We start from the raw sequence: 23,700 nt of genomic DNA, 5'->3' as shown, positions 1-23,700 counted from the left end.
AGGAATGAGGGGATCAGAAGAAGGTGCTGATGTTCTTGGCCAGCAACACGTTCTGGTCGAGAAGGATCGTGCGGCGGGCGACCACCAGATCGCCGCTGCCGGTCTCGCGGAGGATGTCCTCGCGACCGCCCGAGTAGATGTCGACCTCACGCTCGAGCCGGTTGCGGTAGACGATGAAGTTCGAGCGCGCGTACCACTGCCCGATCTCCTGTTCGTCCGTGTCCGCGTGGCGGACGACGACGTTGCTCACCAGATGGCGGGTGCGCGACGGCGGATCCTCGGCCCAGGCCATGCCGGAATCGAAGCGCCGGATGCGCCAGGCGAGGCTCGCGCGGGTCTCGTCGAAGAACGCAGCCTCCCCGCGGGCCGCGACCGCGAGAGACTGCTGACGGCGCAGGCGGTTGCTGCGGGTGGGTGCCCAGTAGTGCAGGTCCTCCGCGAGCAGGTCGAGCCAGTCGGTGAAACGGCCGTCGTCGATCAGTTCGGCTTCGTGGAAGTACAGCTGCTGCACACGGAAATGCGTGGCGGCGTCGGCGATCTGCCGTTGGGCGGGGACCGCCGCCGAGGTGGTGTCGGTTGCCATGGTCAAGTCATCCTTTGGCGAGCTTGCGCAGATTCACGGACGGATCGGCCAGAGCGGCCGGATCCACCGGAAGAGCGCGGTCGATGATGATGCGCGCGGCCCGCACTGCGGGACCGCCGTCGATGAACGCGGCTCCGACCAGGGTGTTGCCCCGGACTCGGAACACCATCTGCGGGCGGGTTGCGTCGTCGGGGTGCAGCCGGATCACGGTCTCGCCCTCGGCGGTCATCGATCCGACCCCCTGCACGTGGATCCCGTGCCGGTCGGACCAGAACCAGCCCGCGCACTCGGGGTCGGGTTCCTGCCCCAGGATGCGGGCGGCGACCGCGCGTCCGTTCAGTTGTGCTGCTTCCCAGTGCTCTTCGCGTCGGTGCAGGGTGCCGTCGCTGTCGCGTCGGCGCGCGACGTCACCGGCTGCGAACACCGCCGGGTGGCTCGTGCGGAAGTGCTCGTCCACGAGCACTCCGCCGTCCACCTCGAGTCCCGCGGCCTCCGCGAGTTCGGTCGACGGGATCGACCCGATGCCCACGAGTACCGCGTCGGCCGGCAGTTCCTCGCCGGTGGTGAGCACGACGGTCACGGTGTCGCCGGTCTCCCGGATCTCCGAGACGCCCGCGGTGTGCACCGCGATGCCGTGCTCGGCGTGCTGGTCGTGCAGGTAGCGCGCCAGTTCCGGGCCCACCGCGGGAACGATCGGCGGGTCGATCGGGTCGACCAGCGTCACCTGGGCCCCGAGCTGCAGTGCCGCCGAGGCGGTTTCGGCGCCGATCAGGCCGGCGCCGATCACGACGAGGCGTGCGCCCGGGACGAGCCGCGCCTTGAGCGCGCGGGCGTCGTCGATGGTGCGCAGCAGATGCACCTGCGGCAGGTCGCCGCCGGGTACCGGCAGCGGACGGGCACCGGCGCCCGTGGTCAGGATGGTCACGTCTGCGTCCAGGCGGGTGCCGTCGGCGAGTTCGACGACGCCCTCGTCCGGCTTCAGCGCCGTGACCGGTGACCCGGTGCGCAGCGTGATCCGCTGCACGGCATACCAATCCGGTTTGGCCAGCGCGAGGTCGGACTCGTCGGCGGTGCCGAACATGAACGCCTTGGACAGCGGCGGACGGTCGTACGGGGTGGGTCCGCCGTCGACCAGCGTGATCTCACCCTCGAAGCCGCGGGCACGGAGCTCGCCGGCGGCACTGACACCGGCGAGTCCGCCACCCACGACGACGATGCGCTCGGGAATGCTCATGGGATCGGTCACTCCGCAGCGGCCTGGCCGGGGTACAGCCAGATCTCGTCGCCCTCGACCTCGACCTTGTGGGCCGCGACGTCCTCGGTGGCGGGCATGGACAGCACGGACCCGGTGCGCAGGCAGAACTTGCCCGAGTGCAGCGGGCACTCGACCTGGCCGCCCTCGATCCAGCCGTCCGCGAGGGACGCCTCGCCGTGGCTGCAGCGATCGTTGAGTGCGAAGTACTCGCCCTCGTCGTGGAAGACGGCGATCGGCTCACCCGTTCCGGTCTGCTCGGCGTCGACGACCAGCGCCTCGCCGTCCTCGATGTCGCCGACCGCGCCGACCTTGATCTTGCTGATGGTCTCGCTCACTTCGCGCCCTTTTCGTGCCATGCCGGTGTGTTCATCAGTTCTGCCCAGCGTCGGTAGAAGCCACGTCCGGCAGCGTCGCTGTACAGCTCGCTCGTCTTACCGGGGTAGACGCCGTCCTCGCGCTCGGAGCCCAGGCCCATCTGGTAGTTCAGCGGCACACTGTTGGTCATGAAACCGCCTGCGATGGACTGGCACTCGCTCCAGTTCTCTCCGTCGTCCTGCTCGAAGATGCCGCTGGGACCGAAGGTGCGCAGGTTGTAGAGACGCTGCGCCTCACGCACGTCCTCGGGCATCGACTTGTCGACGATGGTCCACGCCCAGACCTCCATCTTGTCCGGACCCTTCGGGTGCCAGACGCGGATGCTGCCGTTGACGGGTAGGTACGAGAAGTTGGGGAAGACGGTGGCGTGACCGGTCGTCATCGGACCCTCGACGCGCTCGTCGCCCAGGCGCTCACGCAGCGCGACGTAGTCGTAGTACTCGTGCACCGGCTGCGCGTCGAACCGGCTGCGCGGGTGCGTCGGGAAGCCGGCACCGTGCCCCAGTGGATCGCTGAACTGACGGCCCGGGGTGTTGACGATCTCCGACTTCGGTCCGCGGCCGGTGGGGGAGAGCACCATCAGCGCCGACGCGTGCGACATGTTGACGTGGTACCAGTCGGTGGCGAACTGCTCGGCCGCCAGTTTCCAGTTGCCGTCGAGCACCCACTTGTGGATCCCGCCGACGGCGACCGTGCCCTCCGGATCGCGATCGAGCATCGCGTCCATGTAGTAGGTCATGCCGCCGAGCGCTTCCTTCAGCGGCGGGGCCGCCGGGTTCCACGTCGCGAAGATCAGACCGTGATAGGTGTCGAGCTGGGCGACCTCGACCAGGCCCCAGTCCTTCTTGTCGAAGGACTCCGGGTAGCCGGCCTCGTTCGGGACGCTCACCAGCTTGCCGGCGGTGTCGAAGCTCCAGCCGTGGTAGGTGCACGTGAAGTTCTTGGTGGCGCCGAAGTCGGCGCGGCACACCCGGGCGCCGCGATGACGGCACGAGTTGAGGAATGCCCGGATCTTGCGGTCCTTGCCCATCGAGACGATGACGGGGTCCTCGCCCATGTAGGTGGTGAGGAACTCGCCGGGCTTGGAGATCTGCGACGTGTGGCCCAGGAACAGCCAGCTCGGGGCGAAGATGCGGCGCAGCTCCTGCTGGTAGATCGACTGGTCGGTGAAGACCGCGCGATCGACGAAGCCGTTGTCGGTGTCGACCATCGTCGACACGTCGACGAACTTGGTCAGGGCGGCCGGCCGCTGGATCGAGCCCGAGGTCGGGCTGCCTCCATCGGAGGTACACATGAGTCGTCTCCCTTGCACTTCGGCGATGCTGACGATGACGTGACATCGACCGGCCGGATGCGAACCCGGCCGGGTATGACAACAGGAGACAGCCGCGACGGCTTTCGATGCCAGCGGTCGTGCCGAGGTGCGGAACGCGCGCTCGCGCGGGAGACGGGGCCCCGTCGAACATGGGTACCCGAACAGATGTTTCGCAGCGCCGCACCCGGTCGCTGTGTCCGACAGCACAGGAGATTCCATGCTCGCAGCCGTCGCCGTCGCCCAGAACGCGGACGACCCGCTGGGAGGACTCGAACTCCGCGAGGTCCCCGATCCGGTCGTCCCGGACGGCTGGGCCAAGGTCGCGGTGCGTTCGTCCGCCCTCAACATGCACGACGTGTGGACGCTTCGTGGCGTCGGGCATCCCGCCGACCGGATCCCGATGATCCTCGGCTGCGATGCGGCCGGCGTCGACGAGAACGGCAACGAGGTGATCGTCTACCCGGTGATCGCCGACGCCGACGGCGGCATGGGCGACGAGACGCTCGACCCGAACCGCGCCCTGCTGTCCGAGCAGCACGACGGCGCGTTCGCCGAGTACCTCGTGGTGCCCCGCCGCAACCTGATCCCCAAGCCGGACTGGTTGTCGTTCGACGAGGCCGCGTGCCTGCCCGTCGCCTGGACCACCGCGTACCGGATGCTGTTCACCCAGGCGCAGATCAAGGCCGGCGACCGCGTGCTGGTGCAGGGCGCCGGGGGTGGCGTCGCCACGGCCGCGATCAGCCTGGCCGCGGCTGCCGGTGCCAAGGTGTACGCCGCGAGCCGCAGTGCCGACAAGCGTGCCACCGCAATCGAACTGGGGGCACACGCTGCTGTCGAGGCCGGCGCCCGCCTGCCGGAGAAGGTCGACGTCGTCATCGAGACGGTCGGCGAGGCCACGTGGGCGCACTCGATGCGTTCGCTGCGACCGGGCGGCACGATCGTCATCGCGGGCGCGACGTCCGGCTCCAACCCGCCCGCCGACCTCACCCGGATCTTCTACCTGCAGCAGCGCATCCTCGGCTCGACCGGATGCACGCGCGCCGAACTGGTGTCGATGCTGCGGATGATGGAGGCCACCGGTCTGCGGCCGAAGATCGATCGCGTCATCCCGCTGCAGGACATCCACGCGGGCTTCCAGGCGATGATCGACGGTGACGTCAACGGCAAGGTCGTGGTGAAGGTTTCGTGAGCATCTGGTTCGGGGAGCCCAGCGTCGAGCTGGTCAACCGCAAGGGCGCCGACACCCTCAACCGGAATCTCGGCATCGAGCTGACCCGGTTCACCGACAATTCGCTCGAAGGCCGCATGCCGGTCGACGAACGGACCAAGCAGCCCGCCGGAGTCCTGCACGGCGGGGCGTCGGTCGCGTTCGCCGAGACCCTCGCGAGCTGGGCGTCGATCTTCGCGGTGGATCGCAGCAGGTTCCACTGCGTCGGCATGGAGATCAACGCCAACCACGTGCGTCCGGTGAGCTCGGGATGGGTCCACGGCGCAGCGACGCCGCTCGCGATCGGTCGCAAGACACACGTGTGGGAGATCAAGATCGTCAACGACGAGGGCAAGCTCGTGTGCGTCTCCCGCTGCACCATGGCGGTGCTCGACATGCCGTCGCAGTACTGACGGCAGCGGATTCGGGGTGTCGGCTCTCGGTTTGCCTTGAGTGCTGGCACTCGCATGTATAGAGTGCTAGTCGACACTGAGCGAGTCCCGGCACCCGCGACGACGGGGCACGTGAGGGGTCACGTGGTGACTGAACTGATCGTGGTCCGAGGAACAGCCTCGGGCCCAACGAACCCCTGAAAGTGGAGGGCTCATCGTGGCGAGCGTGAACATCAAGCCGCTCGAGGACAAGATCCTCGTCCAGGCCAACGAGGCCGAGACGACGACTGCCTCCGGCCTGGTCATCCCCGACACGGCGAAGGAGAAGCCCCAGGAGGGCACCGTCGTCGCCGTCGGCCCCGGCCGCTGGGACGAGGATGGCGAGAAGCGCATCCCCCTGGACGTCCAGGAGGGTGACACCGTCATCTACAGCAAGTACGGCGGAACCGAGATCAAGTACGCCGGCCAGGAGTACCTGATCCTGTCGGCTCGCGACGTTCTGGCTGTCGTCGCGAAGTAAGCCTCACGCCTCCCGCCCCGGAGTTCCTCATCGGACCCGGGGCGGAGTGCGTTTCCGGCGGTAACCCTGAAATCCGTTTCGGGACGAAACCCTGAATCTCAGGAGTAGCTGAATCAATGTCCAAGCAAATTGAGTTCAACGAGAAGGCCCGGCGCGCGCTCGAGCGCGGCGTCGACCAGCTCGCCGACGCCGTCAAGGTCACCATCGGCCCCCGCGGTCGGCACGTGGTGCTCGCCAAGGCATTCGGCGGCCCGACCGTCACCAACGACGGCGTGAGCATCGCGCGCGAGATCGAGCTCGAGGACCCGTTCGAGAACCTCGGTGCGCAGCTCGTCAAGAGCGTCGCCACCAAGACCAACGACGTCGCGGGCGACGGCACCACCACCGCCACCGTCCTGGCCCAGGCTCTGGTCAAGGCCGGTCTCAAGAACGTTGCGGCAGGCGCGAACCCGATCGCTCTCGGCGTCGGCATCTCCAAGGCCGCAGACGTGGTCTCGGAGGCTCTGCTCGCCGCCGCCACCCCGGTCGAGGGCAAGAACGCCATCGCGCAGGTCGCCACCGTCTCCTCGCGTGACGAGGAGATCGGCGAAATGGTCGGCGAGGCCATGACCCGCGTCGGTGTCGACGGCGTCGTCACCGTCGAGGAGTCCTCGACGCTGCACACCGAACTCGTCGTCACCGAGGGCGTCCAGTTCGACAAGGGCTTCCTGTCGCCGTACTTCATCACCGACATCGAGGCACAGCAGGCGGTCCTCGAGGATGCCCTGGTCCTTCTCTACCGCGAGAAGATCAGCTCCCTGCCCGAGTTCCTGCCGCTGCTCGAGAAGATCGCCGAGTCCGGCAAGCCGGTCCTGATCATCGCCGAGGACATCGAGGGCGAGTCGCTCTCCACCCTCGTCGTGAACTCGATCCGCAAGACCATCAAGGCCGTCGCAGTGAAGGCACCGTTCTTCGGTGACCGTCGCAAGGCGTTCCTCGAGGATCTCGCCGTCGTCACCGCCGGCACCGTGATCACCGCCGACATGGGCGTCACGCTCAAGGACGCCGGCCTGGACCTGCTGGGCAGCGCCCGTCGTGTCGTCGTCACCAAGGACGAGACCACGATCGTCGACGGCGCGGGCACCGAGGCCGACATCGAGACCCGCGTCGGACAGCTCAAGCGCGAGATCGAGAACACCGACTCCGACTGGGACCGTGAGAAGCTCGAGGAGCGTCTCGCGAAGCTCGCCGGTGGCGTCGCCGTCATCAAGGTCGGCGCGGCCACCGAGACCGACCTCAAGGAGCGCAAGTTCCGTGTCGAGGACGCGGTCAACGCGGCCAAGGCCGCGGTCGAGGAGGGCATCGTTCCCGGTGGCGGTTCCGCCATCGTGCAGGCCGGTCTGGCCCTCACCGACCTCGCCGCGTCGCTCTCCGGCGACGAGGCCACCGGTGTCGAGGTCGTGCGGACCGCGCTCGAGGCTCCGCTGTACTGGATCGCCACCAACGCCGGTCTCGACGGGGCAGTCGTGGTCAGCAAGGTCTCCGAGGCGCCCAAGGGCCACGGTTTCAACGCCGCGACCCTCACCTACGGCGACCTGCTCGCCGACGGTGTCGTGGACCCGGTCAAGGTGACCCGCTCCGCGGTCGTCAATGCCGCGTCGGTCGCTCGCATGGTGCTGACCACCGAGTCGGCCGTCGTCGAGAAGCCCACCGAGGAAGCAGCGGACCACGGCCACGGCCACGCCCACTGATCTGCTCGGCAAGCGCTGACGCGAAAGACCCCCGGACGAATCGTCCGGGGGTCTTCTGCTGTCGCGAGATGCGCCTCAGGTGAGCGGAATGGACGCGAACATCGTTCCTGTCGGGTACGAGGACCCGCCGGGGGGTTCCACCGTGAAACCGAGCTGCGTCGCGCCGTCGATACCCTCGAGCACCGCCGTGGTGGTGGGAGACACCTGGTCCGGCCCCATCGTGCCGGCGGGCACCGGTTCGTCCCCACGGACGAGCCACATCTGATAGACGGTGTCGGGCTTCGGCGGCGTGACACCGTTCATCACCAGCATCGCCGCGTTGGCTTCCTTCGAGTACATCGTGGTCGCCGTGCCGCCGCCGGGAATCTCCGCCGTCACCGAGTGCATGTCCGACGCCGCGAGGATCTGGGCGGTCACCGGCGTCGCGGGCGGTGTCTCGGTCAGTTGGCGACCGATCACGACTCCGCCGACGAGCAGGACGACGGCCGCTGCCACGGACGCCATCGTGATCTGCCACCGGCGCTTGCTGTTTCGCCGCTTCGCGAGGTCGTCACCCGACACCTGACGCAGCAGGTCGCGGCGCAGTGCCGCGGGCGGGGTGACGGCGACGAGCGAACTTGCGGCCGCCATCGTCTCGCGAGCCAATCGCACGGCGGTGTCGAACTCCGCCCGGGTCGTCTCGTCGGCGTCGGCCAGGCGAGCATCCAGCGCACGCAGGTTCTCGTCGTCGAGGGCGTGGAGGGCGTACAGGTGCGCCCACTCGATCAGATCGTCGTCCACGTCACATCACCCCCAGACATCCTCTGAGCCTTGCCAATCCATCTCTGATGCGGGTCTTCACCGTCGGTACGGCGACGCCCAGTTCGCTTGCCACTTCGCGGTAGGTCCGGCCGCCGTAGTAGGCGAGCGTCACCGACTGGCGTTGGATGTCGGTGAGGGTCTGCATACAGTCGACCACCGCCTGACGTTCGGCGCGGCGCGTGACCTCCTCCGTGACCTCGTCGAACTCGTCGGTCCGGTTGGCGGTCTCGTACACGATCTCGCGATCGGTGTGCGACTGTTCCGAGCGGACCCGGTCCACGGCCCGGCGATGCGCGAGCGTCATCAGCCACGACAGCGGCGACCCGCGCCCGGGGTCGAAGGTCGCCGCGGACTTCCAGACCTGCAGGTAGATCTCCTGTGTGGTCTCCTCGGAGAAGCCCGGATCACGGAGCACCCGCAGAACCAGTCCGTACACGCGCGGACCGGTGCGGTCGTAGAAGGACGCGAAGGCGGCCTCGTCGCCACTCGCGATCCGGGTCAGAAGGATTCGCAGTTCGTCGGACTCGGCACGGCGGACAGCTACGAGTTGCACATTGTCCGCGGGGCAGGAGTCGTCCCCGCCGGAGGATCCGGCCGAACTCACATTTGCTCGCTCGGGTGCATAGTGGACAACCGTAGCGTGCATCGGCCGGATCCTCTCGCAGGGTGGTGACCGTGGTGCGTTCTACCCCGGATCTACTGCGGCATCAGGACCGAATCGATCAGGTAGACGGTGGCATTCGAGGTCTGCACGCCACCGCACACCACGCCGGCCTCGTTCACCTTCAGATCGTCACCCGATCCGGTGACGGTGACGTCGCCGCCCTCGACGGTCGCGTGGGTGCCGTCGACATCGCTCGGCGCCAGCTGACCGGGCACCACGTGGTAGGTCAGGATCTTGGTGAGCAGGGCGTCGTCGGTCTCGAGCTGCTCGACCGTGGCGGGATCGAGCTTCGCGAACGCCGCATCGGTGGGCGCGAACACCGTGAACTGGCCGCCGTTGAGGGTGTCGACGAGGTTCACGTCCGGGTTGAGCTGGCCGGACACCGCGGCGGTCAGCGTCTTGAGCATCGGGTTGTTCGACGCGGCGACCGCCACCGGATCCTGCGCCATGCCCGCGACCGAGCCCGGGCCGTCCGGAACCGTGGCCGCGTACTCGGCGCAGCCCGGGCCCACCAGATCGGCGGCAGGGGCGGCGGTGCCCGACATCGCCGACGTCGTCGGGCTCTGCATCATCGTCGTGGTGCTGGTCGCCGTGGCCGAATCGCTGGAGTCGTCCGAGGAGCACGCGCTCGCGCCGAGCAATGCGATCGAAACGGTGGCGGCGACGGCGAGGGTGCGGGTCTTCGTGATCATGGGACTGCCTTCCTGACGGATGTTCCGTGCACTGTCGGTAAGTGCTTCGGAGCGGTGCGTCGGGCGGACGGGTCCGAGTTTTCGACTCCTGGGCGGCGGCGCACACGACGAAGCCCGGGACACCTGTGCGTGGTGGTGGTGTCCCGGGCTTCGGCGAGTGGTCAGGCGATGCGGCGCCGTGACTGTCGGGTCAGGGTTTCGCGCTCGGACTCCGACATTCCTCCCCAGATGCCGTACGGCTCACAGACGGTCAGCGCATGGTTCCGGCACTGCGCCAGCACCGGGCAACTCCGGCACATCTCCTTCGCGCGGCTCTCCCGCTGTGCTCGTGCACGTCCTCGTTCTCCGTCCGGATGAAAGAACACCGAGGACTCGACGCCACGACACAGCCCCCGCATCTGCCAATCCCAGATGTCGGCGTTGGGGCCGGGTAGGTGGTTCGGAACAGGCATCAGTACTCCTCTGTCAGCAGGCTCGCGGTGGTACTGCGAGCGGCCCGCCACCCCCCGGGTGGACGAGACCAATGAATCGGTCATGCCCCGCAACCGTAAAGGTGTATACGAAATCGCGTCAACACTTTCAGCCAGTGGCGATTTGCATATCTCCGACGCGGAGAATTAACGCCCTGGACATTTACATCCGAGGCGGGGTGTGATTGCGTGCCGGTAAGGGCCGTGAACACGTTCCTGCACGTGGTCGCGCGTGTCTGTTGAACGGTCGTCCTGAATGTTCTCGCTCTGTGGGTTACTCCCGAGTATTCTTCGAGCATTGCCGTTAACCGCACCGCCACACATTCTTCAAAATTGAAGGAGACCGTTGCTGTGGCGCGCCCATTGTCGACGCGGGATATAGTTTGACGGTCGTCCAGTTGGAGAATTGTCAACTATCCCGAATTCGCGCCGGTCGCCCGCGCCGCGGGGGAGCGGACGGGCGGTGCGATGATCACCCGATGCTGCTCGACGTCGCGTTCGGCTCCACCCCCGGCAGGAGCCCGTTGCCGGATCCCGCCGACTCCGCCGATCGGGCCGACCGCTGGTTGCGCGCTGTCGCGCTGGGCGGGCAGGGCCGATATGCGCAGGCCCGGGCGGCACTCGACGACCTCGAGCGCCGGCCGGGGCTCGACCCCGCGTTGGCCTCGCTGGCGTCGAGCACGCGCGCCTCGCTGCTGCGCCAGCTGGGTGGCCATGCGAAGGCGTCCGAGTACGACGGCGCGGCGCTCGCTCTGCTCGGAAGCAGCGGTCCGGACGACCGGCGCTGGCACGAGGCCCGCTGCGATGCGCTCACCGGACTCGCCGCGGACGCACTCGGATGCGGCCGGCTCGCGCTCGGCCGGCGATTGCTCGAGCGGTGTGCCGCGCACCTCGCGGGCGTCGGCGACGAGGACGCACTGTGGCGTCAGCACGTGCGCCTCGACTGGGTCACAGCCGAGATCGCCCTGGCATCCGGCGACTTCGCCACCGCCACGACCCGTACCGACAGTGCCGTCGCGCGATCGGCCGAACATCCGTCGGTACGCCACCGCGTCAAGTCGGCCCTGCTGTCGGCAGCCGCGGCGACGGGGCTTCCCACCCCGGACCGTGCGATCGAGACGGCCCGCGCGGTGCTCGCCGACAGCGGGACGCACGGGCTGCTGCCACTGCGGTGGGCGGCGGCGATGCTGCTGGACGGAGTGAGTCCGGATCCGGCCGTGCGGACGGTGCGCGACGAGTGTGCCGCGGAGATCGCTCACCGGGGTGGGCGGTTCGCGAAATGAGCGTCGGATATTCGGACGATGCGATGGCGCGTCGGGCTCTGTAGTTAGAGTGACAGATGTTCCGCTGCGAGGTGGAAGCACACCCGGCTGGGGGGACGTGCCACTGTAACGCCAGGATCCGCTCTGACGATGTCAAACACGGGTGAGGAGTTGAACTCCGCAGTCGCCGCTGCCGCGCAAGGTGACCGGAACGCTCTGTCCCAGGTTCTCGCCAGTATCCGCCCTTTGGTCGTGCGGTATTGCAGGGCCCGGGTCGGTGCTGCCGAACGAGGCCAGCTGTCTGCGGACGACGTGGCGCAAGAGGTGTGCCTCGCGGTGATGACGGCGCTTCCCAGGTACCAGGACCAGGGTCGCCCGTTCATGGCTTTCGTGTACGGAATCGCCGCGCACAAGGTGGCGGATGCACACCGAAACGCGGCGCGTAACAAATCCGATCCTGTTGCTGAAGTACCAGATGTCGTATCCGCGGACGACAGCCCGGAGGAACGGGCTCTCAACTCGGAGACGAGCCGACAGGTGAACGCTCTGCTGCAGACGCTTCCCGAGAAGCATCGCGAGATCCTCGTCCTCCGGCTCGTCGTCGGGTTGTCGGCCGAGGAGACGGCGGCGGCAGTCGGTAGTACTGCCGGAGCTGTGCGCGTGGCTCAACACCGGGCCCTCGCGAAGTTGAAGAAGGAAGTGACGAAAGCAGGTGAGAGACATGGCTAGGGGCAACAGTGGCGAGCCGGGCGACCCCCACGCCGATCTCGCCGGAAACGGCATGCCGATCGATGTCGCCGCGGTCCGCCGTGACGACGCCCTGATCGACGCGATCTCCGCCGAAGGGCCCGTTGCGACGGACAGCCCGGAGGAGTACCAGGTCGCGGCTCTGCTCTCGAACTGGCGTGCCGAGATCCTCGCGCAGCCGATGCCGGCCGAACCGGACCTCGACGACATCGTCGCGCGGGTCCAGGCCGAACTCGGTGCCAGGGATGCTCTCGTCACCCGCACCCGATCGGGCCGCAGCCACCTGCGACTGCTTCGTCCGATCGCCGCGGCGGCCGCCGTCGTCGCGATTGCGATGGGCGGCATGACGATCTTCTCCTACAACGCCGAACCCGGCGATCCGCTGTGGGGCGTCAAGCAGGTCGTCTTCACCGAACGGGCCGCGTCCACCGTCGCGAAGATCGACACCACGTCCAGCCTCGAGGAAGCCGAGCGGCTCATCGCGTCCGGCGATGCCGCCGGGGCCAAGGCGAAGCTGGACTCCGCAGGTGCCCGCGCGAACGCGGTCAACGAGGCCGGAACGCGGGACGAACTGAACGTCTGGCGCGAGCGGTTGCTGACCGAGTTGCAGAGGGCCACCACGGCGCCTGCGCCGATAGTGCCGCCGGCGCCCGACCCCTCCACGTCCACCGCCGTCGACTCGTCGACGATCGACCCCGGTGCGGAACTGTCGCCGTCGAACCCGGGACTACCGGGCTTCCCTGTCGACCCGCGTTCGCTCGGCATCCTGCCCGGCACGTCGACCGCGCCCTCGTCGTCGGCCGCGGCGTCCTCGACACCCACCACCAACCCCGCGACCCCGTCGTCGGGGACACCGACACCGACGACGACCACTACGGCACCGTCGTCGACGTCGACCACGAAGGCATCGAGCGGTTCCCTGGGCGGGCCGTCACCGGCCACCCCGTCTCCCTGACCGGGGGCATACGGCAGCACGACTACGGCCCGGCGAGTTTCCTCGCCGGGCCGTAGTCGTCGTTCGTGGGGCCGGGGATCGGCCTCGGAGAATCGAGCCTCAGATATCGAAGCCGTCGCCGTGCAGTGCGTCGTTCATCGACGCGTCCGCGTAGCCGCGGCAGTAGTCCCACGTCACGTACGCGTCGGGGGACGGGTCGTAGGCCGGCTCGTGCGGGCGAACCGTGCCGTCCACGAGCAGCTGGAGGAGATTTGCGCGCAGCATGTCCCAGTCGTGGTAGTGGTCCTGCTGGCAATCGTCGCAGCACACCACGAGTCCGCGGATGCCGCGGTGGCTCAGGAGTGCTTCGTACACCGCGAGATCCGCGAGATCTTCCTCCACTGCGAGACGCTCGTGGGGATCGAGCGGCTGACCCGGCTCGATCGCGTCGAGCGCAGCGGACGGGTCGGCGGGGTCACCAGCGAAGGGGTCCGGGGGAAGGCCGGGAGGCAGTTGATCGCGCACAACACCACGGTACGCAGGTCAGCCCGGTCTGCGCTAGCTGATCACGCCCGGTGCGTCGCGGAGCGGCCGTGCGCCGCCCGGAGCGAGCCGATATCCGCGAGCCGATACCATGGACGGCGGGCGAAGGAATAGTTTCCGGCGTCCACACCTTCTTCCTTTACCGATCGACGCTTGATGGAGGGACCCGAGCCGCATGAGTAGTTCCGCAGGGCACGTGCACACCGGGGGAGACGACCCGAACAAGGTTGCGATGCTGGGTCTCACCTTCGACGACGTGCTGCTGCTGCCCGCGGCATCGGACGTCGTCCCGAACCAGGTCGACACCTCGACCCAGCTGACGCGCGAGATTCGGCTGGGCGTGCCGCTGGTGAGTTCCGCGATGGACACCGTCACCGAGGCCCGCATGGCGATCTCGATGGCGCGTGCCGGCGGCATGGGTGTGCTGCACCGCAACTCGTCCGTCGAAGCGCAGTCCGGATGGGTCGAGACCGTCAAGCGTTCCGAGGCCGGCATGGTCACCGATCCGGTCACCTGCAAGCCGACCGACACCATCGCCGACGTCGAGGCGATGTGCGCCCGCTTCCGCATCTCCGGTCTCCCGGTCGCCAACGATGCGGGCGAGCTCGTCGGCATCATCACCAACCGCGACATGCAGTTCGAGGTCGACCAGAACCGGCAGGTCGCCGAGGTGATGACCAAGGCTCCGCTGATCACCGCGCGCGAGGGTGTCACCGCCGAGGTCGCGCTCGGCCTGCTGCGCCGCCACAAGGTCGAGAAGCTGCCGATAGTCGACGGCCAGGGCAAGCTCACCGGCCTCATCACGGTCAAGGACTTCGTCAAGACCGAGCAGTACCCGAACGCCACCAAGGACCGCGACGGTCGCCTGCTGGTCGGCGCCGCGGTCGGTGTCGGCGACGACGCGTGGACCCGCGCGATGACGCTCACCGACGCCGGTGTCGACGTGCTCGTCGTCGACAGCGCGCACGGACACTCCCGCGGTGTGCTCGAGATGATCACCAAGCTCAAGGGCGAGATCGGTGACCGCGTCCAGCTCATCGGCGGCAACGTCGCCACCCGGGCAGGCGCCCTCGCGCTGGTCGAGGCCGGCGCGGACGCCGTCAAGGTCGGTGTCGGTCCCGGCTCGATCTGCACCACCCGTGTCGTCGCCGGTGTCGGCGCCCCCCAGATCACGGCGATCCTGGAAGCCACCGCGGCGTGCAAGGCGCTCGGTGTCCCGGTCATCGCGGACGGCGGCCTGCAGTTCTCCGGTGACGTCGCAAAGGCCCTCGCGGCCGGCGCGTCCACCGCCATGCTGGGCTCCCTGCTGGCCGGCACGGCCGAGTCCCCGGGCGAGCTGATCCTGGTCGGCGGCAAGCAGTTCAAGAGCTACCGCGGCATGGGGTCGCTCGGCGCGATGCAGAGCCGGGGCCAGGGCAAGTCCTACTCCAAGGACCGCTACTTCCAGGACGATGTCCTCGCCGAGGACAAGCTGGTCCCCGAGGGCATCGAAGGGCGCGTGCCGTTCCGCGGTCCGCTCGGCCAGGTCATCCACCAGCTCGTCGGTGGCCTCCGCGCGGCAATGGGGTACACCGGTTCCGCCTCGATCGAGCAGCTGCAGGAAGCGCAGTTCGTCCAGATCACCGCGGCCGGCCTCAAGGAGAGCCATCCGCACGACATCACCATGACGGTCGAAGCGCCCAACTACGCTGCCCGCTAAGCACACAACACAATCGAGAAAGGGGCGCGCGTGCGCGACCTCGTCGAAATCGGCATGGGCAGAACTGCCCGACGCACCTACGAGTTGGACGACATCAACATCGTTCCCTCTCGCCGGACCCGTTCCTCCAAGGAGGTGTCGACGGCCTGGCAGATCGATGCGTACCGCTTCGACATCCCGGTGCTGGCTCATCCGACCGACGCGCTGGTGTCGCCGTCGTTCGCGATCGAGCTCGGCAAGGCCGGTGGTCTCGGTGTCATCAACGGTGAGGGCCTGTGGGGTCGGCACGCCGACGTCGAGCAGAAGCTCGTCGAGCTGGCGGAGATGGCGGAGAAGGAAGTCGATCCGGACGCCGCGGTCGCACGCCTGCAGGAACTGCACGCCGCGCCGATCCAGCCCGGCCTGCTGGCCGCCGCCGTCGCGCAGGTGCGCGATGCGGGGATCACGACGGCCGTCCGGGTCAGCCCGCAGAACGCCCGCGCGCTCACCCCGGAGCTGATCAAGGCCGGAATCGACCTGCTGGTCATCCACGGCACGATCATCTCGGCCGAGCACGTCGCCCACGGGGACAGCGAGCCGTTGAACCTCAAGACGTTCATCTCCGAGCTCGACGTCCCGGTCATCGCCGGCGGCGTGAGCGATCACCGCACCGCGCTGCACCTGATGCGCACCGGTGCGGCCGGCGTCATCGTGGGCTACGGCTCCACCGAGGGCGCCACCACCACCCGTGAGGTGCTCGGCATCGGCGTGCCGATGGCGACGGCGATCGCCGACGCCGCGGCGGCGCGGCGCGACTACCTCGACGAGACCGGTGGCCGCTACGTGCACGTCATCGCCGACGGCGACATCACCACCTCCGGTGACTTCGCGAAGGCCATCGCGTGCGGCGCCGACGCGGCCGTCATCGGTGCGCCCCTCGCGGTCGCGCAGGAGGCTCCCGGCGGCGGCTGGTTCTGGCCGTCCGCGGCGGCACACCCGTCGATGCCGCGCGGCTCGCTGCTGCCGGTGTCGTACGGCGAGCGTCCCGCACTCGACCAGGTGCTCAACGGACCGTCGGACGACCCGTACGGTTCGCTCAACTTCGTCGGCGGCCTGCGTCGGTCGATGGCGAAGTCGGGCTACTCCGACCTCAAGGAGTTCCAGAAGGTCGGCCTGAGCGTCCGCGCCTGATCCGTCTCTTCCACTGTGGCCGAATGTCACACCCGTTCAGTCGACTGAACCGGTGTGACATTCGGCCACAGTCGTTCGGGGGTATCGACCACCGTGTGTGGAACCTCTGGTTACAGTTAGGGCACCCTTGTGGCTCGGGTCACAGGAATGCGGTGCATACTGGCGAGTAGCAAACCCGGTTTTCTTCGGTGGAGGTGTGCAAATGGGCAAGCAGCGTGCAACCGACTACGACGTGCTCGTCGTCGGCTCCGGATTCGGTGGCAGCGTCACTGCGCTCCGGCTGGTCGAGAAGGGCTACAAGGTCGGGGTGCTCGAGGCAGGCCGTCGCTATGCGGACGCCGACTTCGCCAAGACCTCGTGGGATCTCAAGCGGTTCCTGTGGGCGCCGGCCCTCGGCTGCTACGGCATCCAGCGCGTCCACCTGCTGCGCGACGTCCTGATCCTCGCGGGCGCGGGCGTCGGCGGCGGGTCGCTCAACTACGCCAACACCCTCTACAAGCCGCCTGCGTCGTTCTTCCAGGATCCGCAGTGGCGCGACATCACCGACTGGGATTCCGAACTCACGCCGCACTACGAGCAGGCCCGCAAGATGCTCGGCGTCGTGCAGAACCCACACATGACGCCCGCCGACGAGGTCATCAAGTCGGTCGCCGAGGACATGGGCGTGGGCGACACGTTCATCCAGACGCCGGTCGGCGTGTTCTTCGGTGAGCCCGGCAAGACCGTGGAGGATCCGTACTTCGGCGGCGCCGGCCCCGCCCGCACCGGCTGCATCGAGTGCGGCGAGTGCATGACCGGCTGCCGGCACGGCGCCAAGAACACGCTGATCAAGAACTACCTCGGCCTCGCCGAGAAGGCCGGCGCGACGATCGTGCCGATGACCACTGTCGAGTCGCTGCACGAGGCGTCGGACGGTACGTGGGACGTCGTGACTCGGCGTACCGGCGCCAAGGTCCGCAAGAACCACAAGACCTACACCGCGAAGTACGTCGTCGTCGCGGCCGGGACGTGGGGCACCCAGCACCTGCTGCACAAGATGAAGGACACCGGCACGCTGCCCAAGCTGTCGGACCGGTTGGGCGAGCTCACCCGCACCAACTCGGAGTCGATCGTCGGAGCCGGTAAGTACAAGGTCGATCCCGCGATGGAGCTCACGAAGGGTGTCGCGATCACGTCGTCGTTCCATCCGACGTCCGACACCCATATCGAGCCCGTCCGCTACGGCAAGGGCTCCAACGCGATGGGGCTGCTGCAGACGCTCATGACCGACGGTGACGGACCCACCCCGCGGTGGGTGAAGCTGCTCGGCATCATCGCGAAGAACCCGGCGCAGATGTTGCGGATGCTGTCGGTGCGGAACTGGAGCGAGCGCACGATCATCGCACTCGTCATGCAGAATCTCGACAACTCGATCACGACCTACACCAAGCGGGGTGTCCTCGGCCGCCGCAAGGTCACCAGCAGGCAGGGCCACGGTGAGCCCAACCCGACGTGGATCCCGGTCGGCAACGAGGCCACCCGGCGGATCGCCGACAAGATCGACGGCGTCGCCGGCGGCACGTGGGGCGAGGTGTTCAACATCCCGCTCACGGCGCACTTCCTCGGCGGGTGCACGATCGGCGCCGATGCCGACCACGGCGTCATCGACCCGTACCACCGCGTGTACGGATACCCGACGCTCAGTGTCGTCGACGGCGCCGCGGTCTCGGCCAACCTGGGCGTCAACCCGTCGCTGACCATCAGCGCGCAGGCCGAGCGGGCGGCATCGCTGTGGCCGAACAAGGGCGAGCAGGACAATCGACCCGCACAGGGTGCTCCTTACCAGCGGATTCCCGCCGTCGCGCCGAACTCGCCGGTGGTCCCCGCCGGAGCCCCGGCCGCGCTGACCCTGCCGATCGTCGAGATCCGCGGAGGTCAGAAGGAGGAGAGCGAGGCGGGCAGCGGGGTCGCCTAGGCCGCGGAAGGCGTCGGAGCTGCGCCTATTAGACTGTGCAGGTGTCAGAAACCCAGCAGGACAGGCCGGTTCTCGTAGTCGACTTCGGAGCCCAGTACGCGCAGCTGATCGCGCGACGCGTACGTGAGGCGAAGGTGTATTCGGAAGTGGTGCCGCACACCACGACCGTCGAGGAGATCGCGGCCAAGAAGCCGCTCGCGGTCGTCCTGTCGGGTGGGCCCTCGAGCGTGTACGAGGAGGGTGCGCCGCAGCTCGACGCCGCCCTGTTCGACCTGGGTGTCCCGGTCTTCGGCATCTGCTACGGGTTCCAGGCCATGGCGAACGCCCTCGGCGGTACCGTCGCGCACACCGGCGGTCGGGAGTACGGCCGCACCGAGATGACCGTCTCGGGTGGCGTCCTGCACGACGGTCTGCCCGCGACTCAGCCGGTGTGGATGAGCCACGGTGACGGCGTCACGGCCGCGCCGGAGGGCTTCGAGGTCACCGCGTCCAGCGCCGGCGCGCCCGTCGCCGCGTTCGAGGATCGTGCCCGCAAGCTCGCCGGTGTCCAGTACCACCCCGAGGTCCTGCACTCGCCGCACGGCCAGCAGGTGCTCAGCCGCTTCCTGCACGAGATCGCCGAGATCCCGGGCGCGTGGACGGCCGCGAACATCGCCGACTCGCTCATCGAGCAGGTCCGTGAGCAGGTCGGCGACGGCAAGGCCATCTGCGGCCTGTCCGGTGGCGTCGACTCCGCGGTCGCGGCCGCACTGGTGCAGCGCGCGATCGGCGACCGCCTCACGTGCGTGTTCGTCGACCACGGCCTGATGCGTGCCGGTGAGCGTCAGCAGGTCGAAAAGGACTTCGTCGCCGCGACCGGTGCCCGCCTGATCACGGTCGACGCATCCGAGACGTTCCTGCGCGAGCTGGCCGGCGTCTCCGATCCGGAGACCAAGCGCAAGATCATCGGCCGCGAGTTCATCCGCTCCTTCGAGGGCGCCGTGTCCGAGGTGCTCGGTGAGAGCGCCGCGCACGGCGAGACCGTCGACTTCCTCGTCCAGGGCACGCTGTACCCGGACGTCGTCGAGTCGGGCGGCGGCACCGGCACCGCGAACATCAAGAGCCACCACAACGTTGGCGGTCTGCCCGAGGACCTGCAGTTCAAGCTGGTCGAGCCGCTGCGTCTGCTGTTCAAGGACGAGGTGCGCGCCGTCGGCCGCGAGCTCGGTCTGCCGGAGGAGATCGTCGGACGCCAGCCGTTCCCCGGACCGGGCCTCGGCATCCGCATCATCGGCGAGGTCACGCAGGAGCGTCTCGACATCCTGCGCCACGCGGATTCGATCGCGCGTGAGGAGCTCACCGCCGCCGGCCTCGACGGTCAGATCTGGCAGTGCCCCGTCGTGCTGCTCGCGGACGTCCGCAGCGTCGGCGTCCAGGGTGACGGCCGCACGTACGGTCATCCGATCGTGCTGCGCCCCGTCTCCAGTGAGGACGCGATGACGGCGGACTGGACGCGTCTGCCGTACGAGGTGCTCGAGCGCATCTCCACCCGCATCACCAACGAGGTCGCGGACGTCAACCGCGTCGTGCTCGACGTGACCAGCAAGCCGCCGGGAACGATCGAGTGGGAGTGATTCCCACCTGACTGCACACGACAGTGCCCCGGCCACCACACAGGCCGGGGCACTGTCGTTTCGTGCGGCTAGCGCCGCCGTCCGGGTGAGAACACCAGTACCGCGCCGATGACGACGGCCGCGACCACGAAGAGCCAGCGGAACTCGACGTTCGCGAGCGGTTCGAGGGAGAACGGCCCGACCAGCGCCCACACGCTGACCAGGATCGCGGCGACGCCGGCGAGGAACAGGCCGATCGAGGGGCGGCGGGACGGCTTCGGAGCGGTGTGCTCGTCGGTGTCGTCGGCGATGCCCGTGGTGGGGATGTCCGAGTTGTCAGCGAATTCAGCCACGGTAGACCCTCACTTCTCCGGCCTTGTTGTCGACCTTCAGGTTCAGAACCGGCCCGCCGACGCCGTCGGCGCCTCCGTCGACGGCGGCGTCTCCGATGCAGTCGGTCGAGCCGAGCACGACGGAGCAGTCGGTGCGAACGTCCATGTTCTGCGGCACGATCACGGTGTAGTTGCCCAGCTTGCCGTCGACGCGCACGTCCCGGCTCTCGGTGAGCGGTAGTTGACGCAGGTCGAGGGTGAAGTCGCCGGCCGTGCCCTCGTACACGGGCGCGAGTTCGGCCATCGACCGGGGCGTCCACGTGCGTTCCCCGACCCTCGACTCGTCCCAGTTCAGTGGTCCCACGATGGAGGCGAGAACCACGAACCCGGCGAGCGGGAAGCCGACGACGAGCAGACCGTAGCCGCGACGCAGGAACGCGCCGAGCAGCAACCCGACGCCGATCACGGCGAGGGAGATCGCGCCGATCCTGGCGGGGGACAACCATTCTGCACCGGTCACGGCCCACATCGCGGTGGCGGCGGCTGCGGCGAGGACCGCGAGGCCCAGGACGACCGAGGTGTAGCGGCTGCGTGGTTTGCTCGGAAGCTCGGCCGGCGGTTCGGCCGTGCGGGCGGGTTCGGGGAGATCCCACGCGAACGGGGCGACGCCGAGCGGGTCCCACGCGGGTGGGGTCGGGGACGTCGTGCCCGCGTCGGTCGCGGCGTCGGTCGACCTTCCGGCGGGAGCGGACTCGGGCTCGTAGTGGTCGGGCAGACGCGTGTACGGGCTGTACGCGGGCGGCGGGTAGGCGTTCGCCTGCGCGGTCTGGAACGTCGTGACCGGGTAGCCGGGGGCGGCCTGCGCGACACTCGCCGGCAACTCGGGTGGAACGGGCTGCCGTTGGTACAGCAGCCACAGACCGCCGAGCATGAGCGCGAAGCTGAGCACCACCGAACCGCCCATGCCGAACCCGATCGGCCCGATCGTGCTCAGGGCGATCGCGAGCGCGACGACCAGCACCACGGTCTTGGTGCCGGACTGCGAGCTGCGACCCCGGCCGATCAGTGATTCCGCGGGGGAGACCTGATCGCCCGGCTTGCTCAGCAGCAGCCAGCTCGCGATGTACAGGATGATGCCGGCGCCACCGAAGATCGTCGAGACGACGAACGCGACGCGCACCAGGACGGGGTCGACGCGGTAGCGCTGGCCGATGCCGGCCGCGACACCCGCGACGTGTCCCTGCTGCGGCAGCCGCAGTGGGCGGGTGCGCCAGAGGTCGTGAAGCTGGTCCGAGAAGCTCCCTGTGGTCATGCATTCATCGTTGCGGTCCGGCCGTGGTCCGCACCATCGGGAACTACCCTGATCTTTCCCCGACTCGCCGGCCCGGACGTCGTCGATCTCAGGGTCGGGCCCTGATGTCGGGGCTCCGGGATCGTGCCAGGATCGACACTGTGCAACCCATGGTCGATCCGAACGAGGCGGCGAACTCCGCCGTTCCCGCCGTGCCTGCGGTGCCTGCCCTCGACGAAGCGCTCTATCCGAAGCTCGAGCGTCGGGCGGGCGGACGCATCGTGGGTGGTGTGGCCGGCGGGATCGCCGATCACCTCGACGTCGACGTGTTCAAGGTGCGGGTGGCGTTCGCGCTGCTGGCCTCCCTCGCGGGCGCGGGCATCATGGCGTACGGGTTGCTGTGGATCTTCACCCCGCAGGGCACGGACACCGAACGGCCGAATGCGTCGGAACGGCGTCGAGCGATCGGCCTGGCCGTCATCGGCCTCGCGTGCGCGGCGAGCCTGAGCTGGCTGGTCAGCGGTACCGCGGCGTCGGTCGTCACGCCGTTCATCGTCGTCGCGGTCGGTGCCGCGCTGGTGTGGCGCGAGTTCGACGTGGACGGGTCGCGGTCGGTCCTGGGACTGCCGCGGCGTCCGACGGTGCTCACCTGGGCCCGGATCCTCGGGGGAGTGACTCTGATCGTCACCGGTCTCGGTGTCGTCGTCCTCGCCCAGATCGATCTCGACGCGCTGCGTTCGTCGCTGCTGGCCGTCGTCGTGACGCTCGTCGGCGCGGGCCTGTTGACCGTGCCGCTGTGGCTGCGGCTGTGGCGGGCGCTCGGTGAGGAACGGGCCGCCCGCATCCGCAACGAGGAACGCGAGGAGATCGCGTCGCACCTGCACGATTCGGTCCTGCAGACGCTCGCGCTCATCCAGAAGCAGGCCGATTCGCCGCAGGAGGTGACCCGTCTCGCGCGCGGTCAGGAACGGGAACTGCGCCGGTGGCTGTTCGGGGGCGGGGAAACGGCCCACACGAGCCTGTCGGAGGCGCTGCAGACCATCGCCGGTGAGGTCGAGGACCAGCACGGCGTCACGGTGCGGCCGGTCACGGTGGGCGACGTGGAACTCGCGGCCGAGGGCAGCGAGGGGTCCGGGCTGTCGCGGGAGTGTTTCACCGCGCTGCTCGGCGCGACCCGCGAGTCGCTCGTCAACGCGGCCAAGCATTCCGGGGTGTCGAGCATCGACCTGTACGCCGAGACCGAACGAGACCAGGTGAGCGTGTTCGTGCGCGACCGCGGCGTCGGCTTCGATCCGGACACCGTCCCCGAGGACCGGCAGGGTCTGGCCAAATCGATCCGGGCCCGGATCGAACGCCGCGGCGGTCGCGTGGAGGTCCGGTCCACGGTGGGCAAGGGCACCGAGGTGCGAATCCACATGCCGCGACCGGTGTCCGACGACGACGACGCGGAGGACGTCGTGAACGAGGTCGAACCGATGTCCTAGGGTGGGGCCGTGACTTTCACGGCCTCGCCACAGACCGGTCCCGACAAGTTCCGGGTGTTCCTCGTCGACGATCACGCAGTGTTCCGGGCGGGGGTGCGTGCCGAACTCGGACGTGAGGCGGACATGGAGGTGGTGGGCGAGGCCGGTGGCGTCGCCGAGGCGATCGCCGGGATCAACGCGCTGCGTCCGCAGGTGGTCCTGCTCGACGTGCACATGCCCGACGGTGGCGGGGTCGCGGTGCTGAACGGGATCGACTCGGGCCCGGTGTGCCTGGCGCTCAGCGTGTCCGACGCCGCCGAGGACGTCATCGCGGTGATCCGGGCCGGCGCCCGCGGCTACGTCACGAAGACGATCTCGGGTGCGGAACTGGCCGACGGGGTGCGTCGCGTCGCCGGCGGTGACGCCGTGTTCAGCCCACGCCTGGCCGGGTTCGTGCTGGATTCGTTCACCGGACGGTCGAACGCGCCCGAGCCGCCGCTGGATCCGGAACTGGATTCGCTCACCCCGCGAGAGCTCGAGGTGCTGCGCCTGCTGGCCCGCGGCTACACGTACCGGGAGATCGCGGAGGAATTGGTGATCTCGGTGAAGACCGTCGAGACGCACGCGTCGAACGTGCTGCGGAAGACGCAGCAGTCCAACCGGAATGCGCTCACGCGCTGGGCGCACCGCCGACGCATCGACTGAGCGC

The 23,700-nt window shown here is 68.7% G+C and carries 24 protein-coding genes; 13 read left to right on the top strand and 11 right to left on the bottom strand.

Annotation, left to right across the window (positions count from 1 at the left end; translation table 11 throughout):
• Nucleotides 1-13: 13 nt before the first annotated feature.
• From C7H75_RS18300 to C7H75_RS18285, 4 genes are read right to left on the bottom strand one after another with little or no spacing between them, the layout of a single operon-like run.
• On the bottom strand, nucleotides 14-583 hold the full coding sequence (locus C7H75_RS18300; protein ID WP_005518469.1) for an aromatic-ring-hydroxylating dioxygenase subunit beta: 570 nt from the start codon (nucleotides 581-583) through the stop codon (nucleotides 14-16).
• Between the two features lie 7 nt (nucleotides 584-590).
• Nucleotides 591-1,817, bottom strand: coding sequence for an NAD(P)/FAD-dependent oxidoreductase (locus tag C7H75_RS18295; RefSeq protein ID WP_106851668.1), 1,227 nt, complete (start codon nucleotides 1,815-1,817; stop codon nucleotides 591-593).
• Between the two features lie 8 nt (nucleotides 1,818-1,825).
• A complete protein-coding gene (locus tag C7H75_RS18290) occupies nucleotides 1,826-2,173 on the bottom strand; it encodes a bifunctional 3-phenylpropionate/cinnamic acid dioxygenase ferredoxin subunit (protein WP_005518472.1) in 348 nt (115 codons plus the stop codon).
• On the bottom strand, nucleotides 2,170-3,507 hold the full coding sequence (locus C7H75_RS18285) for an aromatic ring-hydroxylating dioxygenase subunit alpha (RefSeq protein ID WP_084847485.1): 1,338 nt from the start codon (nucleotides 3,505-3,507) through the stop codon (nucleotides 2,170-2,172). Before C7H75_RS18285 ends, C7H75_RS18290 begins: the two co-directional genes overlap by 4 nt.
• A 238-nt stretch (nucleotides 3,508-3,745) precedes the next feature.
• On the opposite strand from C7H75_RS18285, the gene C7H75_RS18280 reads away from it, so the two are divergent.
• From C7H75_RS18280 to groL, 4 genes are all read left to right on the top strand, one after another.
• Nucleotides 3,746-4,717, top strand: a complete 972-nt coding sequence (locus C7H75_RS18280; protein ID WP_084847484.1) for a zinc-binding dehydrogenase — start codon at nucleotides 3,746-3,748, stop codon at nucleotides 4,715-4,717.
• Nucleotides 4,714-5,148: a hotdog fold thioesterase gene (locus C7H75_RS18275; protein WP_005518477.1), complete on the top strand. Its 435-nt coding sequence runs from the start codon at nucleotides 4,714-4,716 to the stop codon at nucleotides 5,146-5,148. The genes C7H75_RS18280 and C7H75_RS18275 overlap by 4 nt, the downstream gene beginning before the upstream one ends.
• A 196-nt stretch (nucleotides 5,149-5,344) precedes the next feature.
• Nucleotides 5,345-5,647, top strand: coding sequence for a co-chaperone GroES (gene groES, locus C7H75_RS18270; RefSeq protein WP_005518479.1), 303 nt, complete (start codon nucleotides 5,345-5,347; stop codon nucleotides 5,645-5,647).
• A gap of 116 nt (nucleotides 5,648-5,763) precedes the next feature.
• Nucleotides 5,764-7,377: a chaperonin GroEL gene (gene groL / locus C7H75_RS18265; RefSeq protein WP_084847483.1), complete on the top strand. Its 1,614-nt coding sequence runs from the start codon at nucleotides 5,764-5,766 to the stop codon at nucleotides 7,375-7,377.
• Between the two features lie 75 nt (nucleotides 7,378-7,452).
• Here the strand turns inward: groL and C7H75_RS18260 are convergent, their stop codons facing one another.
• From C7H75_RS18260 to C7H75_RS18245, 4 genes are all read right to left on the bottom strand, one after another.
• Complete coding sequence (locus tag C7H75_RS18260) at nucleotides 7,453-8,157, bottom strand: anti-sigma factor (protein ID WP_106851667.1); 705 nt, start codon at nucleotides 8,155-8,157, stop codon at nucleotides 7,453-7,455.
• Nucleotide 8,158: 1 nt separating this feature from the next.
• Nucleotides 8,159-8,824: a sigma-70 family RNA polymerase sigma factor gene (locus tag C7H75_RS18255; RefSeq protein WP_013416851.1), complete on the bottom strand. Its 666-nt coding sequence runs from the start codon at nucleotides 8,822-8,824 to the stop codon at nucleotides 8,159-8,161.
• Nucleotides 8,825-8,874: 50 nt separating this feature from the next.
• Nucleotides 8,875-9,534: a fasciclin domain-containing protein gene (locus C7H75_RS18250; protein WP_064076638.1), complete on the bottom strand. Its 660-nt coding sequence runs from the start codon at nucleotides 9,532-9,534 to the stop codon at nucleotides 8,875-8,877.
• 161 nt (nucleotides 9,535-9,695) lie between these two features.
• Nucleotides 9,696-9,986, bottom strand: a complete 291-nt coding sequence (locus C7H75_RS18245; RefSeq protein WP_005518489.1) for a WhiB family transcriptional regulator — start codon at nucleotides 9,984-9,986, stop codon at nucleotides 9,696-9,698.
• Between the two features lie 497 nt (nucleotides 9,987-10,483).
• On the opposite strand from C7H75_RS18245, the gene C7H75_RS18240 reads away from it, so the two are divergent.
• The 3 genes from C7H75_RS18240 (at nucleotide 10,484) to C7H75_RS18230 (ending at nucleotide 12,968) form a co-directional block, all read left to right on the top strand.
• A complete protein-coding gene (locus C7H75_RS18240) occupies nucleotides 10,484-11,287 on the top strand; it encodes a hypothetical protein (protein ID WP_022597284.1) in 804 nt (267 codons plus the stop codon).
• Between the two features lie 129 nt (nucleotides 11,288-11,416).
• Complete coding sequence (locus C7H75_RS18235) at nucleotides 11,417-11,995, top strand: sigma-70 family RNA polymerase sigma factor (protein WP_005518491.1); 579 nt, start codon at nucleotides 11,417-11,419, stop codon at nucleotides 11,993-11,995.
• Nucleotides 11,988-12,968: an anti-sigma-D factor RsdA gene (locus C7H75_RS18230; protein ID WP_081120675.1), complete on the top strand. Its 981-nt coding sequence runs from the start codon at nucleotides 11,988-11,990 to the stop codon at nucleotides 12,966-12,968. The genes C7H75_RS18235 and C7H75_RS18230 overlap by 8 nt, the downstream gene beginning before the upstream one ends.
• Nucleotides 12,969-13,067: 99 nt before the next feature.
• On the opposite strand, the gene C7H75_RS18225 is transcribed toward C7H75_RS18230, so the two are convergent.
• On the bottom strand, nucleotides 13,068-13,472 hold the full coding sequence (locus tag C7H75_RS18225; protein WP_005518494.1) for a DUF5319 domain-containing protein: 405 nt from the start codon (nucleotides 13,470-13,472) through the stop codon (nucleotides 13,068-13,070).
• Between the two features lie 193 nt (nucleotides 13,473-13,665).
• Here C7H75_RS18225 and guaB point away from each other — a divergent pair, with 193 nt between their 5' ends.
• The 4 genes from guaB (at nucleotide 13,666) to guaA (ending at nucleotide 19,926) form a co-directional block, all read left to right on the top strand.
• Nucleotides 13,666-15,189: an IMP dehydrogenase gene (guaB, locus tag C7H75_RS18220; RefSeq protein ID WP_037084990.1), complete on the top strand. Its 1,524-nt coding sequence runs from the start codon at nucleotides 13,666-13,668 to the stop codon at nucleotides 15,187-15,189.
• A gap of 30 nt (nucleotides 15,190-15,219) precedes the next feature.
• Nucleotides 15,220-16,359 (top strand): GuaB3 family IMP dehydrogenase-related protein, encoded by a 1,140-nt coding sequence (locus C7H75_RS18215; protein ID WP_005518496.1) that lies wholly within the window; start codon nucleotides 15,220-15,222, stop codon nucleotides 16,357-16,359.
• 202 nt (nucleotides 16,360-16,561) lie between these two features.
• The gene (locus C7H75_RS18210) at nucleotides 16,562-18,313 is read left to right on the top strand and encodes a GMC family oxidoreductase N-terminal domain-containing protein (RefSeq protein WP_013416845.1); all 1,752 of its coding nucleotides are present in this window, start codon (nucleotides 16,562-16,564) and stop codon (nucleotides 18,311-18,313) included.
• 41 nt (nucleotides 18,314-18,354) lie between these two features.
• The gene (gene guaA, locus C7H75_RS18205) at nucleotides 18,355-19,926 is read left to right on the top strand and encodes a glutamine-hydrolyzing GMP synthase (protein ID WP_022597282.1); all 1,572 of its coding nucleotides are present in this window, start codon (nucleotides 18,355-18,357) and stop codon (nucleotides 19,924-19,926) included.
• Nucleotides 19,927-19,994: 68 nt separating this feature from the next.
• Here guaA and C7H75_RS18200 read toward each other — a convergent pair whose 3' ends face one another.
• The gene (locus C7H75_RS18200; RefSeq protein WP_084843800.1) at nucleotides 19,995-20,258 is read right to left on the bottom strand and encodes a hypothetical protein; all 264 of its coding nucleotides are present in this window, start codon (nucleotides 20,256-20,258) and stop codon (nucleotides 19,995-19,997) included.
• Nucleotides 20,251-21,549 carry a PspC domain-containing protein gene (locus tag C7H75_RS18195; RefSeq protein ID WP_084843801.1) on the bottom strand — a complete coding sequence of 433 codons (1,299 nt, stop codon included), beginning with the start codon at nucleotides 21,547-21,549 and terminating at the stop codon, nucleotides 20,251-20,253. The genes C7H75_RS18200 and C7H75_RS18195 overlap by 8 nt, the downstream gene beginning before the upstream one ends.
• 149 nt (nucleotides 21,550-21,698) lie before the next feature.
• Here C7H75_RS18195 and C7H75_RS18190 point away from each other — a divergent pair, with 149 nt between their 5' ends.
• A complete protein-coding gene (locus tag C7H75_RS18190) occupies nucleotides 21,699-23,012 on the top strand; it encodes an ATP-binding protein (RefSeq protein ID WP_175278999.1) in 1,314 nt (437 codons plus the stop codon).
• 9 nt (nucleotides 23,013-23,021) lie between these two features.
• Nucleotides 23,022-23,696 (top strand): response regulator, encoded by a 675-nt coding sequence (locus C7H75_RS18185; protein ID WP_005518505.1) that lies wholly within the window; start codon nucleotides 23,022-23,024, stop codon nucleotides 23,694-23,696.
• Nucleotides 23,697-23,700: the final 4 nt, after the last annotated feature.

Source organism: Rhodococcus (subgen. Prescottella) equi, assembly GCF_003013675.1.
Lineage (GTDB): Bacteria > Actinomycetota > Actinomycetes > Mycobacteriales > Mycobacteriaceae > Prescottella > Prescottella equi.
The sequence above is the reverse complement of the archived record's forward strand: the minus strand, read 5'-3'. Positions and strand labels throughout refer to the sequence as shown.